10 protein-coding genes are annotated in these 15195 nt (G+C 63.0%); 6 read left to right on the top strand and 4 right to left on the bottom strand.

Features of this window, described 5'->3' with window-relative positions:
• Positions 1-182 precede the first annotated feature (182 nt).
• Complete coding sequence (locus ACO2Q3_RS12610) at positions 183-6419, top strand: RHS repeat-associated core domain-containing protein (protein ID WP_423306976.1); 6237 nt, start codon at positions 183-185, stop codon at positions 6417-6419.
• 8 nt (positions 6420-6427) lie between these two features.
• Positions 6428-6754: a hypothetical protein gene (locus ACO2Q3_RS12605; protein ID WP_423306975.1), complete on the top strand. Its 327-nt coding sequence runs from the start codon at positions 6428-6430 to the stop codon at positions 6752-6754.
• Positions 6755-7220: 466 nt separating this feature from the next.
• On the opposite strand, the gene ACO2Q3_RS12600 is transcribed toward ACO2Q3_RS12605, so the two are convergent.
• The 3 genes from ACO2Q3_RS12600 to ACO2Q3_RS12590 form a co-directional block, all read right to left on the bottom strand.
• Positions 7221-8144, bottom strand: coding sequence for an RNA ligase family protein (locus ACO2Q3_RS12600; protein ID WP_423306974.1), 924 nt, complete (start codon positions 8142-8144; stop codon positions 7221-7223).
• Positions 8145-8326: 182 nt separating this feature from the next.
• The gene (locus tag ACO2Q3_RS12595) at positions 8327-8569 is read right to left on the bottom strand and encodes a hypothetical protein (RefSeq protein ID WP_423306973.1); all 243 of its coding nucleotides are present in this window, start codon (positions 8567-8569) and stop codon (positions 8327-8329) included.
• A 148-nt stretch (positions 8570-8717) separates the two neighbouring features.
• On the bottom strand, positions 8718-9263 hold the full coding sequence (locus ACO2Q3_RS12590; RefSeq protein ID WP_423306972.1) for a hypothetical protein: 546 nt from the start codon (positions 9261-9263) through the stop codon (positions 8718-8720).
• Between ACO2Q3_RS12590 and ACO2Q3_RS12585 the strand changes: the two genes are divergently transcribed.
• From ACO2Q3_RS12585 to ACO2Q3_RS12575, 3 genes are read left to right on the top strand one after another with little or no spacing between them, the layout of a single operon-like run.
• On the top strand, positions 9249-10745 hold the full coding sequence (locus tag ACO2Q3_RS12585; RefSeq protein ID WP_423306971.1) for a recombinase family protein: 1497 nt from the start codon (positions 9249-9251) through the stop codon (positions 10743-10745). The two genes, ACO2Q3_RS12590 and ACO2Q3_RS12585, sit on opposite strands and share 15 nt — an antisense overlap.
• Complete coding sequence (locus ACO2Q3_RS12580) at positions 10742-11626, top strand: plasmid partitioning protein RepB C-terminal domain-containing protein (RefSeq protein WP_423306970.1); 885 nt, start codon at positions 10742-10744, stop codon at positions 11624-11626. The genes ACO2Q3_RS12585 and ACO2Q3_RS12580 overlap by 4 nt, the downstream gene beginning before the upstream one ends.
• A 4-nt stretch (positions 11627-11630) precedes the next feature.
• Entirely contained in the window at positions 11631-12638 is a 1008-nt protein-coding gene (locus ACO2Q3_RS12575) for a plasmid partitioning protein RepB C-terminal domain-containing protein (RefSeq protein ID WP_423306969.1), read from the top strand.
• 419 nt (positions 12639-13057) lie between these two features.
• Here the strand turns inward: ACO2Q3_RS12575 and ACO2Q3_RS12570 are convergent, their stop codons facing one another.
• Entirely contained in the window at positions 13058-13852 is a 795-nt protein-coding gene (locus ACO2Q3_RS12570) for a hypothetical protein (protein ID WP_423306968.1), read from the bottom strand.
• Positions 13853-14068: 216 nt separating this feature from the next.
• On the opposite strand from ACO2Q3_RS12570, the gene ACO2Q3_RS12565 reads away from it, so the two are divergent.
• Positions 14069-14980, top strand: coding sequence for a 3'-5' exonuclease (locus ACO2Q3_RS12565; protein ID WP_423306967.1), 912 nt, complete (start codon positions 14069-14071; stop codon positions 14978-14980).
• Positions 14981-15195 lie beyond the last annotated feature (215 nt).

Genomic DNA, 15195 nt, shown 5'->3' with positions numbered 1-15195 from the left:
GCGCCTCGGGTGGGTCAGGGATGGGCAGAGTTGTGATGTGGCAAGCGATAATCCGTTCCGCAGCCCTACAATTGGCCGGGTTGGTGCTTGGCCTCTCATTTGTCGGGGCGGCCGCAGCGCAAAGTGTGGCCAATCCGCCCCCACAGAACGCCCTGGCTGTGCCCCTCAGCTACGACGAGCAGATGTCCAAGCTTGCCGCCAGGACGGACGTGTCCAATGCCGTGGTTCCAACGCCGGCGCAATCCCGCGGCGGTCAAACGGCCTCATCCTCGGGGTTCGTGGCCACAACCAGCGGAACGGGCGGGGCTCGCGCAATGAGCTTGAGCCTTCCGGCCTCGGTCACCAATCCAGATGAGATTGTGGAGCTCTCGCGGGCTCTTAAGAACGACCCAGACCTGATCTACGAGTACGTCTACAACAACATCGAGACCTTGCCTCAGTACGGAAGCTTGAAAGGCCCGGTGGGAGCGCTGATCGACGGCAAGGGCACAGCGTTCGATCAGGCGGAGCTGATGTTGATGCTGCTCCAGCAGGCCATCTCCAATGGCAATGGGACGATCAACAACCCGCAAATCCAGATTGGCCAAGTCTGGATGACGGGATCCCAGCTGAAGAGCTGGATAGGGACGGACGAATACAACGGCGCCCGCCTTACGTTGGGCAGCTCTGGCCAGCCGGTGGCCAACTACTATGTTAACAGCAGCAACCAGATAACCTGCACTAACGTCGGTTGGGCATGGGTGTCGGTTCAGATCAACTCCGTGACCTATGTTTTCGACCCTGCGGCAAAGCTAAGCAATCAGACGTTCTCGGACCTGCAGGGCGAACCCGCCAATTGCCCCATGGCTACGTCCGAGGGGCCGGCGAGCAACGCCTACCACGTGATCAACGGACTCAGTGATCAGACCCCCAGCGTATCGCTGGGCACGGTGCTTGGGTACTCGCAGAGCAACTTTATCAGTGGGATCGATGGCCCGGGCAGCGGGGCGACGGTGACGTCGAATTCTGTGTCAGGCCTGAACCGCAGCACTGAACGCGCAAGCCTCACCAACTATTCAAACGCATTGGTGGGCTGGATTCAGGCAAACCGGCCGACTGCCACCACGGCGGACATCGTCGGCGGCAAGACAATCCAGGCCTTGCCACTTGCGACCCACCAGCGCTGGGCCGCTTTGCCCTATTTCTGCAACACCGCTGGCTGTTCAACGGTGCTGCCGAAATCGTGTGCGGATCCCAGCTGGGTGCAAGCAAATCCATGCTACGGTACCACCGTGCCGACAGTTTTTCGCACGACACTTCAGGTGACAATCCCCGGCGCCGCCAGCTCGATCACCTTCAATTCTTCAGACATATACGGCCACAGGCTCACGATTTTCTTCGACAACTCGAACGAGCCCGTCTTGTCCCTCGATGGAACCGTGCAGGCTACAGGTACAGCCGTTACACCGGGCGCCCCGGTGGCGATTCCAGTGGTGATTACCCATCCCTACGGCGGCTTCGCGAACCAGAGCGGCACGCTGTCTGTCGTCGCTGGCAGCCAGTACCTTATCGCGACCGGCTGGGGGCCGGTCAGCCGCGCGATGATGGAAAAGCACCGGCGGCTGCTGACACTGAATCGGCAGGCAAATCCATCGGCGCCCGCGTCCGAGCCCGTGATGGGCGAGAGCCTGTCGATGCAGGGCTACAGCTGGTTGGCCGAACTGAGCCAGGCCATGCTGGTGACCGGTCAGATCACCAAGAGCCAGACGCTGTACCAGCATGCCGTTGGGATCGTCGGCATAGGACTGGTGGGGGGTGGGCCTGGCACAGCGCCTTACGTAGACCTTCCGCTGAATCTCTTTTCGGTTGCCCAGGAGCACAACAGACCGGTGCTCCCGCCCTCAGGGCCAATTCCGCCTACGCCCCTTGAGACCTCCAGCTTCTACACGACGATGCAGATCGCGAGTGTCTTGGAATCTGGAACACTCGAACAGCTTGAGGCTTCAAATACAGCGGCTTCGACAATCAAGCTGTTGGATATGGCCAGTCAAACCGACGTCATCTATGATATCAATAATACAAACGTGACTGGCGATGGTGCATCGTACTGGACCAACGCCCAGATTGCGAGCGCGCTGCCCAGCTATACCGGAACGGACTTGGCCCGGGTGCAAAGCCTTGTCGCGTCGGGTTTGCGAGTAGTTGCGCCGCAGGGCGGCAACTATCCCATCGGCGGATGGAGGGGGACGGGCTTCCTGCAGTTGGGTCAGGACTATAGGAGCTTGGGCGCCATCATCACCGGCGGCCTAAGTGGCGGGTTCAGTGGCCAGTCGTACAACACGGACGAAGTGCTGAGCGGAAGCCTTCAGGTTCAAACGCCGACAGTCGTGAGTGCAAATAGCTGCGCGAGCGGATGTGTCTCCACGACCCCTGGTGACAACAACACGAACAACTTCAGCAGCGTCGCCGACCCCGTCAATCCGGTCGATGGCGCGTTTGAGAACGACCACGCCGACCTAACTGTCGGCAGCGGCTCGTTCCCCTATGCGCTAGGCTTTTCGCGCACCTACAATTCCAGCAGCCGATTGGCGAATGGGGTGATGGGGCTTGGCTGGACCCACAGCCTGGCGTTCAGCGCCCAGGCGGGCAGCGACGGCTTCGCTGGTTTGGGACAGGATTCTCCGATCAGCGGCGCCTCGGCGATTTCGACGATCTACGTCTTGCAGGACATCCTGAGCCAGGCGGATGGCTCCGGAAACTCTCTGATCAATCTCGACCGCCTCGTAATCGCAGCCATAGCTGAACGTTGGCTTATGGACCAACTGACCGGCAACGTCGTGACTGTGTCACAGCCAGGTTCCGGCGAAGCGTTCGTCAAGCTGGCGGACGGAACCTACAATGCGCCTCTGGGTTCGACGGGCACACTGGCTCTGAATAGCGGAGCGTACACCTACACGACACCGAGTGGGGCGACGCTGAACTTCAACAACGCCGGCAACATCTCCACTTGGCATAGTCCCGCTGGGCCGACGGTGACCTTCAACTACAACGGCTTGAACCAGCTGACATCCGTCAGCAACGGCATGGGCCGCAGCCTGACGCTCAACTACACTGCCAATGCTACAACCGGAACCAGCCAGATCACGTCGGTGACGGATGGTGCGCGCACTGTCAGCTACACCTACGATGGTTCCGATCAGTTGACGGCCTTCCACGACGCTGCCACACCATCGAACACGATCAGCTATCAATATGACCAGCCGGGGCGGTTGACGCAGATCTTCTATCCGTCTTTCCCGACGACGGCCTTCGTCACCAACACCTACGGTGTCCTCGATCGGGTCAATGTTCAGCAGGACGCGTTGGGGAACACGACGAACCTCTTCTTCGCTGGATATCGAACGGAAACGGACGACCCGGCCGGAACCCCCCAAGTTCAGTACTTCACGGCCCGCGGCAAGGTCCTGGCAGTGATCGATGGTCTGAGCCACGTGACGACCAATACCTACGACGGCCTGGATCGTCTGGTGTCGACGACGCTGCCAGAGGGCAACTCGACCACCTACGCCTACAACAACACCTACCAGTCGGGTTGGGTGTCGCTGCAGAACGTGACCAGCATCACCGCCAACCCCAAGTCGGGGCCTGGACCGAGCTCGCTGACCGTGTCGATGACCTACGACACCAACTGCCACGACCAAGTGAAGACGGCGACGGACGCCAACGGCAATGTCCTGACTAACGTCTACAACTCCACGACCTGCACCTTGAGCGAAGTGGATCAGCCGGCCGTTGCGGCGGGCGTGCCCAAGACCTTCTACACCTACAGCAGTCGGGGTCAGGTGCTGACGGTGACGGATCCGCTCGGCAAGGTCACAAACAACACCTACGACACCTCGACAGAGGTGCTCCTGACCAGGACCGCCGACTACGGAACCGGCCGGCTGAATCTCATCACACAATTCGGCTACACGCCCGTTGGCGATATCAATTCGGTGACTGATCCCAACGGCAACGTCACCACCTCCACCTACGACGCCTTGCGCCGCGTGACACAGGTAACGGCTCCAACCTCGACCAACGCCATCACCAAGACCGCCTACAATCCCGATGGCGCGGTGGTTTCGGTGCAGCGGCAGACGGCGACCGTGGGGACGTGGGAGACGACGAGTTCGACTTGGTCGGCTTCCGGCAAGAAGCTGACCGACGTGGACGGCAATGGCCACACGACGACGTATCACTACGACACACTCGACCGCGTCGATACGATCACCGACCCGATTGGCCGGGTGACCACAAACACTTACGACGTGCTCTCACGGCTGCTCAGCGTGAAGAATACCGCAATCCAGGCGGCGCCCCTGGTGGCCTACACCTTCACCCCCAACGGCAAACGGCAGACCCTGGTGGACGCCAACGGCCACACCACCACCTACGTCTATGACGGCTTCGACCGGCTATCGCAGATGCAGTATCCGCAGGCCAACCCGTCACTGACCACTTCGGACACCGCCGACTACGAAGGCTGCACCAGCTACGACAACAACGGCAACTGCCTGATCGCGCGCAAGCGAGACGGGACAACCACTATCACCAGCACTTACGACGCCCTGAACCGGCCGACCCGCGTGACGACCCCGGACCAGGACAACGTCTATGCCTACGACCTGGCAGGCAAGATCACCTCGGTCACGCGCCACAGCGACGGCACGGGCGTGGTCTATGGCTACGACACCGCCGGGCGGCAGACCTCGGAGACCACCTTCGGCAAGGCGCTGACCTTCCAGGTGGATGCGAACGGCAACCGGGTCCGGACCACCTGGGCGGATGGATACTTCGTGACCTACGACGTCGACCCGCTCAACCGGGTGACGGCTGTGCGCGAGAGCGGAGCGGCGAGCGGGATCGGGGTGCTGGCGACTTATGCTTATGATCCTCTAAGCCGCCGCACGTCGCTGATCCGCGGCAACGGGGCGGTGACAAGCTATGGCTATGACTCTGGTGACCGGCTGACCAATCTGGCGCTGGCGCTGGCGCCGGCGATGTCAGCCAGCAATCTGGCCCTGACGTTCGCCTACACCAACGCCAACCAGCTGCAGACGCGCACCAGCGACAACGGCGCCTACGCCTGGACCAACCACGCGACGGCGACGGTCAACACCACGCCGGACGGCCTGAACCGTGACGCCGCGGTGGTCACCGCCAGCGGCTACGACGGCAATGGCAACATGACCAAGGATGCCGCAGGCGCTAGGACCTTCAGCTACGACAAGGAGAACCGGCTGACGGGCGGAACCGTCAGCGCCTCCTCGACCAGCGTGACCCTGGCCTACGATCCGCTGGGCCGACTGAACAGCCAGGCGACTACGGTCTCCAGTACGACGACGAACACCAGCTTCCTCTATGACGGCCAGCGGCTAAGCGCCGAATACGACGGCTCGGGTAACCTGCTGCGCCGCTACATTCATGGCCCCGGCTCGGACGAGCCGATCGTCTGGATCGAGGGCGGGGCGACCAGCACCGACCGGCGCTGGCTGCACGCCGACGAGCGCGGCTCGGTCGTTGCCCAGTCGGACAACACCGGCACAGTGACGCAAATCTACGCGTATGGCCCTTACGGCGAGCCGCAGGACAATTTCGGCTCAGGCTCCCGTTTCCGCTACACTGGGCAGATCGCGATTCCGGAATTGGCTCTCTATCATTACAAGGCGCGTGCCTATGATCCGGCTTCGGGGCACTTCATGCAGACTGATCCCGTTGGCTACGACGGCGGCATTAACCTGTATGCCTATGTAGGGGCGGATCCCCTAAATGCAGCCGATTCTAGAGGGTTGACGGCGGGGTGGTCTCAGTCGGGTCAAGCATCCGGTGGGCGGCTTATACTTGCGGGATACGAAGAAGACGAGACCCGTGACGACGGCGTGGAGGATGATTCGAAAGAGGAATTGGCCAGAGAAGAGGCTGCAAAGCGTGTCACTTCGGCCAATCCAAGGATAGATCCTTCTGAATTTACAACAGGCCAGCTAAATGCCATAAGCACTCAATATAGTGTTTTGGGGTCCGGCAATTTGAACGGACAATCCGAGACAATGAATTCGGACGCAGGAGATCAACTAAGCTATAGAATCCAGACAGTATTGTCTGGTGCGAGGTTGGATAAGACAATTGGCCAGTACGGTGCAAGCTTCCAGTTTGTCGGAAATGCAAATAATCTAGATCGAGATATGGAGTTACTTACGGGTCAAGGGTTGAAGTTGGGGCAAAATGTGAGCTATCGCATCGGTGACGTGCAGGTGTTTATCAACTATCATCTCTCTAGCGGTCAAAGCGCCTCGGGGGCCTATACGTCCAGTCCGACACTTCAAATCACCGTGCGTGCACCAGTCTCTGACGGTGAGGCGGTGCCCACTAGCGTTAAAATTAGATATCCAGGGCCGTAGGTGACCGCATGTCTAAGTATCTTGTGTTGTGCAACCTTGGAATTGGCGACGATGAGCGTGATAACGCCAATCTGATAGAGAGCCGAAAAGTCGAAATAATTAAATATCTATTTACGCTTGGGCCGGCGTGGATGGCTTCTGGAGACTCTATTTTCGTTGATACTGAAGAATCTCAGACAAGTATTATAGAGGGTGCGAAGATAATATTGAAAGATTACGATGCCTTCTTTATTCTTGAACTCGTTGACGTTGGCCGTGCTACGTACTCAGGCGCTCTGATGGACGCCGAGGGCGCGATATTACTCTTCCCCAATGTTGATCTGAGGCCGACCTAACGCTCGCGGAAATCCGGCTTCGACGCCTGAAATAGCCGCGGCTGGCTGGTGACCGCCGCCTGTGGGTTTGCATGGAATTTTGACCCCCTGCCCGGGGTGATCGGCACGCAAATTTGACCCCTTCATCCCGGGGGGCGTGATGGCCAGATCGGCGGCTTTTGGGCTTGCCGAATCGGAGCGGGGATGTTGGTGGTGGAGACGATCGCCCGGATCAGGCGCGAGCACTTCGTGAAGGGCAAGACGATCAAGTTTCGATCAACGCCAGGGTCCTGTAACCATCGACCTTGATCTCATGCACTCAGTCCTCCCCGGCGGGCGGAACGCCGGCCTGGGCCGCCTGGGGCGCAATGAATTAGTGGCAAGATAGCGGTCGAGGCAGTTCGCGCTCGGCTGCCGCTTGAGGCGATCAGTCTATTCCTAATGGCGACGCCCCCCGTCTTCTCCGCCGAGCTCGTTCAAGCTTGGGTCACTGAAGCACAGTGTCTCTCGCAAAGCCGCTGAGTACGGGCGCCCGTGGCGCACCGCGGGCCGTCCGCCCCAGATAGACGACCTCGGCGCGCCAGACGGGCGCGATCCAGCGAATCTTGCCATAGCCCCGTGGGCCTCTGGGCGCCGGCAGAGCTGTCATGGGCTCCAACGCGTCGAACAGTGCTTGCCCGAACGAGCCCACGTTCGCCCGGCAGATAGGCCGCCAATCTGGCTCGCCCGTCTGCATCAGGGCCACCGATGAGACATAACCGGGGCGATTGGCGATGAAGCCTGCGATCCTGAACTGGCCATGCTCCTGGCGCTTGACCTTTAGCCAAGTCCTGGAACGCCCCCCGACATAAGGTTCGGTGACCTTCTTGGACACGATCCCCTCCATGCCGCGCTCACAGGCCATTCTGAAGAGCGTCGCGCCGTCCCTGTGGACAGCGCATAAGGCAACCCGATCCGCCTTCGGGCCCAGCGCCGCGACCAGACTGGCCAGCGCTGCCTTGCGTTGCAGGAGGGGGTGCTCGCGCAAGTCTGCCCCATTGAGGCGGAGCAGGTCAAAGGCATGGAACACCAGCGATCCTGTGTGGCCTTCGGTCAGAGCAGCTTGCAACCCGCTCAGTCGGGTGACCCCGTCGTGATCGGGGACCGCAATCTCGCCATCGATCACTGCGTCGTTGCAAGGCAGCGATGCAAGTTGAGCACCCAGGTCGCCATAGCGGTGCGTCCAGTCGTGTCCCCCGCGGGTGACGAGGCGAACCGATCCATCGCGGATGAAGGCGAACGTCCTATACCCGTCAACCTTGATCTCGTGGACCCAATCTGGCCCAGCCGGAGGTGCGTTGGCCTGGGCGGCAAGCTGGGGAGAGAAGGCTGCTTGGGAGAGCCGGGCGGCGGGTGCAGTGGAAGGAGCCATTGCCCTTCTTCGCCCGAACACAGGTGGAGTTTATCCTCCGTAGCGTCTTCGAGCGTTGCGGCGTGCGCGTGGCTTAGCGCTTCTGATGAACTCAGATCGAACTTGCCAACGTGTGCCGCTTTGCCTGGATCCCATGCATACGCCTTGGGATGCTCGCCAAGCGCCCAATCCCCTTTTGCCGGTTAGTGCCGCTGCCGACGCATCAGCCGCGCGCGATCTCGGATTTCGAACGGAGTAGCGTCATCCGGAAGCTCTTCAGCAGCGCGCGCCATGCTCTGAAGTATCTCTTCGAGTATCAGGGCGTGCTCTGCTGAAAGGCTCGCTGCAAAGCGCCTCATCGCCTGGCGCGCCAAGCGCGTCAGAGCAGGGTCGTCACGCTCGCTTTCCGTCGCTCGGGCAAGCCGAGAAATGGCCTCGTTGATCATGGCCGCCTCAAAGGGCCTGGCGGCCCTTCGCCCTCATGTAGACCGCGCCTTGAAGCGCGTGGTGGAACCAAGGCAGGACGGGATGCTGAGCGTCAAGGGGCGGCTTTGACGGGTCTCCTGGGCGCGGCGGGACTGTGTCTGGGCTCGATCAATCCAACAGCAAGGTGTCGAGCGTCGAGAGGATCTGACGTACCCTCTCCTTGGCGTCGAACACCAACTGTGTGTGGACGAGGTCGTAGCGCCCGCAAAGGGCAAGCACGATCTCCAGCACGGCATTTGAGTGGCGCATCAGGAGCACGAGGTGTTCGCCGCTCGGGCCGTTCCTGCCCTCGAACCAGTTACGCACGCCGCGCTCGTTAGCCCTGACGAGCCTGGCGACGCGCTTGACCGCCGATGGGTTGCTGCCAAAATCCCGCCGCAACGCGTCTGCAATCGCTGTTGAGAAGCTCAGCTCTTCGCTTGCATCCAGCGGAAAAGGTTTTCCGGATTCAGGCCGAAGATTTCGGCCGCTCTCTGCAAAAGACATCCGCCCACGTTCCTGCGTTACTTCGCCCGGAAGGTCGTTCTTCCCGTTTTGGTGTCGCAAGAGATGTGGACGAATACGGCGCAGCGAGCGCCCCCAGAAATCACAAAGCAGGCTGTCGCTGCAAAAGTGATCCGCGCGGCGCAGTACGTGCGCATGTCGACGGAACACCAGAAGTACTCGACGGAGAACCAGGCCGACGCCATCGCCCACTACGCGGAGGCTCGTGGCCTGACGATCGTCCGGACCTACGCCGACGAGGGCAAGAGCGGCCTGAACCTGGAGGGCCGCCTCCAGCTGCAGCAGCTGATCGCAGACGTCACCGAGGGGCGGGCCGATTTCGAGGTGGTGCTGGTCTACGACGTCAGCCGCTGGGGCCGCTTCCAGGATGCCGACCAGAGCGCCTACTACGAGTACGTCTGCCGCAACGCCGGGGTTGCGGTGCAGTACTGCGCCGAGCAGTTCGACAACGACGGCAGTCTCAGCGCCACCGTCATCAAGAGCATGAAGCGCGCGATGGCGGGCGAGTACAGCCGCGAGCTCTCCGCCAAGGTGTTCGCCGGCCAGTGCCGGCTGATCAGCTATGGATTCCGGCAGGGCGGCCCGGCAGGCTTTGGCCTCAGACGGGTGCTCGTAGACGAGCAGCGCCAACCAAAGGCCGAGCTCGCCAGGGGCGAACACAAGAGCCTGCAGACCGACCGCGTGATCCTGTCCCCTGGACCGGCCGAGGAGGTCGAGACCGTCCGGCGGATGTATCGGATGTTCACGCTGGGCGGCCACGCCGAGAGTCAGATCGCCGAGACCCTGAACGGCGAGGGACGGCTTACGGACCTTGGCCGGCCCTGGACCCGCGGATCGGTCCACCAGGTGCTGACCAACGAGAAGTACGTCGGCAACAACGTCTTCAACCGCACCTCCTTCAAGCTGAAGATGCGGCGGGTCAGGAACCCACCGGAGGCCTGGGTCAGGCAGGAGGGCGCGTTCGAACCCATCGTCGAGCCTGATTTCTTCGCCGCCGCCCAGCGCATCATCCAGGAGCGCTGCCGCCGCTACAGCGACGAGACCTTGCTGGAACGCCTCTCAGAGCTCTTCAGCCGTGAAGGACGGCTCTCTGGCCTGATCATCGACGAGGCGGAAGGCATGCCCTCCAGCTCGGCCTATCGCCACCGCTTCGGCAGCCTGGTGCGCGCCTACCAGCTGATCGGCTTCTCCCCGCCCCGCGACTACCGTTTCATTGAGATCAACCGTCTCCTGCGGGGGCTGCATGCAGACGTCGTCAAGGACACGATGCGCGGGATTGAGGAAGCCGGTGGCGAAGTCGAGGCCGATCAGGAGACCGACCTCATCGCGGTCAACCACGAGTTCACGGCCTCGATCGTGATCGCCAGGTGCCATCCGACACCGGCCGGCGGCCTCAAGTGGAAGCTTCGTCTCGACACTGGGCTCAGGCCCGACATCAGCGTAGCCGTCCGCATGGACGCCGGCAACGCCGCCGCCCGCGACTACTACCTGCTGCCCCGCCTTGACCTGGGGCGCATATCGCGGCTGCGCCTTTCCGAGGAAAACGGCATCGGCCTCGACGCCTACCGCTTCGACGACCTGGCCGCGCTCTTCTACCTGGCGAGCCGGGAACCCATGAGGGCGGCGGCATGAGTGTGGAAGAGACCGACCCCGCCACTGCCGGCGCCGTCGAGCGCGTGCCGATCAGCCAGATCACGGTCCTGAACCCCAGGGCGCGCAACCGGCGTGTGTTCGAGGAACTGGTCTCGAGCATCGCCAACCTAGGCCTGAAGAAGCCGATCACTGTCAGCCGCCGCAGGGACGGCTCCGGCTACGACCTCGTCTGCGGCCAGGGCCGGCTGGAGGCGTTCAAGGAGCTCGGTGAAGTCGAGATCCCCGCGCTGGTGGTCGAGGCCGACGAGGAGGACTGCTTCGTCATGAGCCTGGTGGAGAACCTGGCGCGCCGACAGCACACGCCGCTTGAGCTGCTGCGCGACATCGGCGTGCTGCGCCGGCGTGGCTATTCAGTGCAGGACATCGCCGCCAAGACGGACCTCAGTCCCGAGTACGCCTATGCGATCTGCTACCTCTTCGAACACGGCGAGGAGAAGCTGATCGCCGGGGTCGAGCGCGGCATCATCCCGCCGACGATCGCCATCGAGATCTCCAAGGCCAAGGACGGCGATGTCCAGGACGCCCTTGCGGAGGCGTATGAGACCAAGGCCCTGCCGGGCAACCAGCTCCTGGCCATCCGCAGGATCATCGAGCAGCGCAACGCCAGCGGAAAGGGGATAAACGGCACCCGCGCCGCGCCCCGAAAACGGGCCACGAGCGATGGCCTAGTGCGCGCCTACCTTCGCGAGACGGAGCGGCAGAAGACCCTCATCAAGAAGGCCACCCTGGCCCAGAGCCGGCTCCTCTTCCTGGTCAACGCCATGCGCAAGCTGATGGCCGACGAGCACTTCACCACCCTGCTGCGCGCCGAGGGCCTGACCAGCCTCCCAAAGCCGCTGGCCGAGCGCCTGAACAGGTAGCGACATGGCCGACACCCTCCATGACGGCATCCGCGCGGCCTTCGAAGGACGCCTCGTCATCCTGCCGCTGGAGATGATCGCGCCTCAGCGGGAGGCCACGGAGGCGATGCGCCTGTCGTCGAAGTACCGGCGCATTGCCCAGTCCATCGACGAGGTGGGCATCATCGAGCCCCTGGTGGTCGCGCGCCCCACCGGTCTGGAACCGCGCTACCTGCTGCTCGACGGCCACATCCGCTTCGACATCCTCGCCGCCGCAGGGGAGGCGGACGTCCGTTGCCTGATCTCCAGCGACGACGAGGCCTTCACCTACAACAAGCGCATCAACCGGCTGGCGACGATCCAGGAGCACTACATGATCGTCCGCGCCCTCAAACGCGGGGTCTCCGAGGAGAAGCTGGCCCGGGCCCTCAACGTGGACGTCAAGGCGATCAAGCGCCGTCGCCTGATGCTGGAAGGCGTCTGTCCCGAAGTCGTGGACCTCCTGAAGGACCGCAACATCAGCGTCCAGACCCTGGAGGTGCTGCGGCGCATGAAGCCGATGCGCCAGATCGAGGCGGTCGAGCTGATGATGGCGCTGGGCAACTTCTCCTGCGCCTACGCCAAGGCGCTGCTCGCCGCCACGCGCCAGAGCGACCTTGCCCAGCCCGATAAGGCCAAGAAGGTCGGCCGCATGACGCCCGAGCAGATGGCCAGGCTCGAACGGGAGATGGAGACCCTCAACCAGGATTTCCGGGCCCTGGAGGCCTCGTACGGCGACGACGTGCTGCAACTGGTGATCTCGGCCGGCTACGTGGGCCGGCTCCTCGCCAACAGCGCCATCCATCAGTTCCTGGCCCGGCGCCAGCCCGAGCTCCTCGAGGAGCTGACCGGCATCGTCAATGCCGCCTCCCTCGACCAGGCCGGTCCGCTGCCTGCGATCGGGCGCGAAGGCGAGACTCTGCGCCCCGGATGGGCGGTCGCCCGAGCCCCACCGGAGACAGCGGGCGCCCAGCCACAAGCGCCGACGCCCTGACTTCAGGGCAGGGCGGGGAATAGAGGGGACCGGGACCCTTCAAGCGCCGGGACCGCCGGAGAAGCCGCCGTGTGGGGCGGATCAAGGGCGGTGGCGGGGATGACGGCGAACCCGTTCGGAGCCCGCCAGGCCGGTCGCGATAGGTCCGGCCGGACGCCGCGTCTATGCGGCGCTGGAGTGGGTGCGCCGAGGCTGGCGCCCGCAGGCGACCTTCGGCGCACCCGTTTTCCGTTTAAGGTGTGAGCCCGCCCCCGCGGCTGGGCGACTAGCATCGGAAGGCGTCAATCAAGCCTTGGCGCACGTCGAAGATTTGTATGCACGAGTTGGGGTTTCCACGGGATGAGCGGTGACCGAGCACCAACGCTGAAACCGACGAGCGAGGGGGCCTGGGTTTGTTCTGATCCACGAGGCTGTCGCCGTCAGCCCAGACCAAGCCGCTGGAAGCCGACCACCATGCTGTCCGCGGCCCTGAGCGGGGTTCCCATCATGGCTGGTTCCTGACCCTCCTGTGGGGCTGGCCACTGCTGCACAGCAGTTTGGAAGTTCGGGTCATCGACGAGTGGGTAGAAGAAGCACTCGTGGATTTCCCTGAAGAGCCGCCATTCAAAGCAAGGGGCGGCACGATCAGGGTGCGTACCGTACGTATAGACATTGCGAAGGCCAAGAAAGCGCAACGTGTACTCCCGGTCGATCACGGCGACAGCGTCTGGCAGCAGGAGCGCCAGCACCTTGGCGTTGGCGACGAGGCGGCTGTTCGTGGTGGACGCCTCGGCGGCGTGGAACACCCGACAGAGCGCCGACCATTGCGCCTGGGTCTGGGGTCGCCTGACGTCCCAGAGCGCCTCAAGTAAGGGCCATACGGACAGGATGCTTGCCCTGAAGGTTTCGAAGCGCGGCATCGTCGCGCCCCGTTCGCCCATGCGGTGCATGCCCCAGGCAAGAAGTGTCCCGTAGACCTCACGAAGGAACCGGTCCCGCTCTGCGTCCCCGTTCCGCGCCGTTCCGCGCGCTTCCGCGGCCCAGACCGGCAAGTCGAGGCTTGGGCCGCCGAAGACCCCGTGCGCCGCCGCCATGGCCTGCGGAAGTTGCCCAAGTAATCTGATCCTATGCTCTTCATAGCAGCGAACTTGCCGTAACCGGCTGCGCGGCTGCGGCAGCCGCGCGGGTTCCCGATCGCAGGCACACATGCAGTCGGCCTCCTTGACCTCCGCCATCAGTAGTCGCCCTGCTCCACCCTTGCCCCCGTCGCGGCGAGGTTAACGGACGCCGGGGGCCGCCGCCTGTGGCGTCTTTGCCCCGGAGCGTTTCGTCCTCCCCTTGTCGGTAGCGTGCACCGCTGCTGTGCCCTGGTCATAGGCCGCGCTGTCGAACTTTGCTTTGTCGTCGGCTACGGTGTCCGAAACCACCGCGCTGACGAACAGGGACGCTCATTGACCACCGCGCCTGCCGCAGGACCGCGCGCCGACCTTGAGGCCATGGCCCAGGCCCTGGAGTTTTCGGACGACTACCGGGTCCTACGTCGCCTGGCGCCAAGACCCGATCGAGGCCCACCCGTTGGTGTGCCGACCCGTATGGGCCTCTTCGTCGATACAGAGACGACCGGCCTCGACACCGCCCACGACGAGATCATCGAACTGGCGATGGTCCCGTTCATCTACGGCCTGGACGGCGAGGTCTACAGCGTCGGCGAGCCATTTCAGCAACTGCGTCAACCCGCCAATCCTATCCCCCCTCAGATCACCGCCATCACTGGCATCGATGACGCCATGGTGGCGGGCAAGACGATCAATCCGGACGAAGTCGCCGCGTTCGCCGCCCCCGCCGCGCTGGTCATCGCCCATAACGCGGGTTTCGATCGGCGTTTCCTGGAGCGACACTACGGAGTCTTCAACACCAAGCCCTGGGCGTGCTCGATGAGTGAGGTGGACTGGGCTGGCGAAGGTCACGAAGGCACGAAGCTCGCCTACCTCGCCGTCGGCGCCGGTTTCTTCTATGAGCGCCACCGCGCCGTCCATGACTGCTTGGCGGCCATTGAGCTCTTGGCCCGCCGTCTGCCTGTCAGCGGCCGCACTGGCCTTGACCAGCTCCTGGAGCGGGCACGGGCTCCGTCCTGGCGCATCTGGGCAGAGAACTCGCCCTTTGACCTGAAGGATGTCCTCAAGGCTCGGGGCTATCGATGGAACGCAGAAGGTGGGGGCGGACCGCGCGCCTGGTACATCGACGTCGATGCAGAAGCGCGAGAAGCCGAGGAGGCCTTCCTGAAGGCAGAGATCTACCGCGGGGAAATTGACCTGCTGGTGCGCCGCCTTGATGCCTATGACCGGTTCTCAGACCGTGTGTGAAGCTGCGTTGTTCTTGGGCGAAGCGCGACTGTCCAACCCCGTTGTTGGGACAGCGGGTTTTCGCGAGAGCGACCTGCGCCCCCACCACGCTTGCCGAAAGGCAAGATCACCAAGCGCGTACTAAAGGAAGAATTCGGCGTCTGCCAGTTTGCCCACTGGCGCCTGCTGCGTGAGTCCCACCGGGTGAGGGAGCGGTTCCGGAACGGCGCCCGTAA

The sequence above is a fragment of the Caulobacter sp. KR2-114 genome, assembly GCF_049446115.1.
Lineage (GTDB): Bacteria > Pseudomonadota > Alphaproteobacteria > Caulobacterales > Caulobacteraceae > Acaudatibacter.
The sequence above is the reverse complement of the archived record's forward strand: the minus strand, read 5'-3'. Positions and strand labels throughout refer to the sequence as shown.

Bases quoted from the DNA above. Each gene is read 5' to 3' on its own strand.
- ACO2Q3_RS12605 (WP_423306975.1), top strand. From the start codon at position 6,428: ATGTCTAAGTATCTTGTGTTGTGCAACCTTGGAATTGGCGACGATGAG.
- ACO2Q3_RS12610 (WP_423306976.1), top strand. From the start codon at position 183: ATGTCCAAGCTTGCCGCCAGGACGGACGTGTCCAATGCCGTGGTTCCA.
- ACO2Q3_RS12570 (WP_423306968.1), bottom strand. From the start codon at position 13,852: ATGGCGGAGGTCAAGGAGGCCGACTGCATGTGTGCCTGCGATCGGGAA.
- ACO2Q3_RS12575 (WP_423306969.1), top strand. From the start codon at position 11,631: ATGGCCGACACCCTCCATGACGGCATCCGCGCGGCCTTCGAAGGACGC.
- ACO2Q3_RS12600 (WP_423306974.1), bottom strand. From the start codon at position 8,144: ATGGCTCCTTCCACTGCACCCGCCGCCCGGCTCTCCCAAGCAGCCTTC.
- ACO2Q3_RS12585 (WP_423306971.1), top strand. From the start codon at position 9,249: ATGTCGACGGAACACCAGAAGTACTCGACGGAGAACCAGGCCGACGCC.
- ACO2Q3_RS12595 (WP_423306973.1), bottom strand. From the start codon at position 8,569: ATGATCAACGAGGCCATTTCTCGGCTTGCCCGAGCGACGGAAAGCGAG.
- ACO2Q3_RS12580 (WP_423306970.1), top strand. From the start codon at position 10,742: ATGAGTGTGGAAGAGACCGACCCCGCCACTGCCGGCGCCGTCGAGCGC.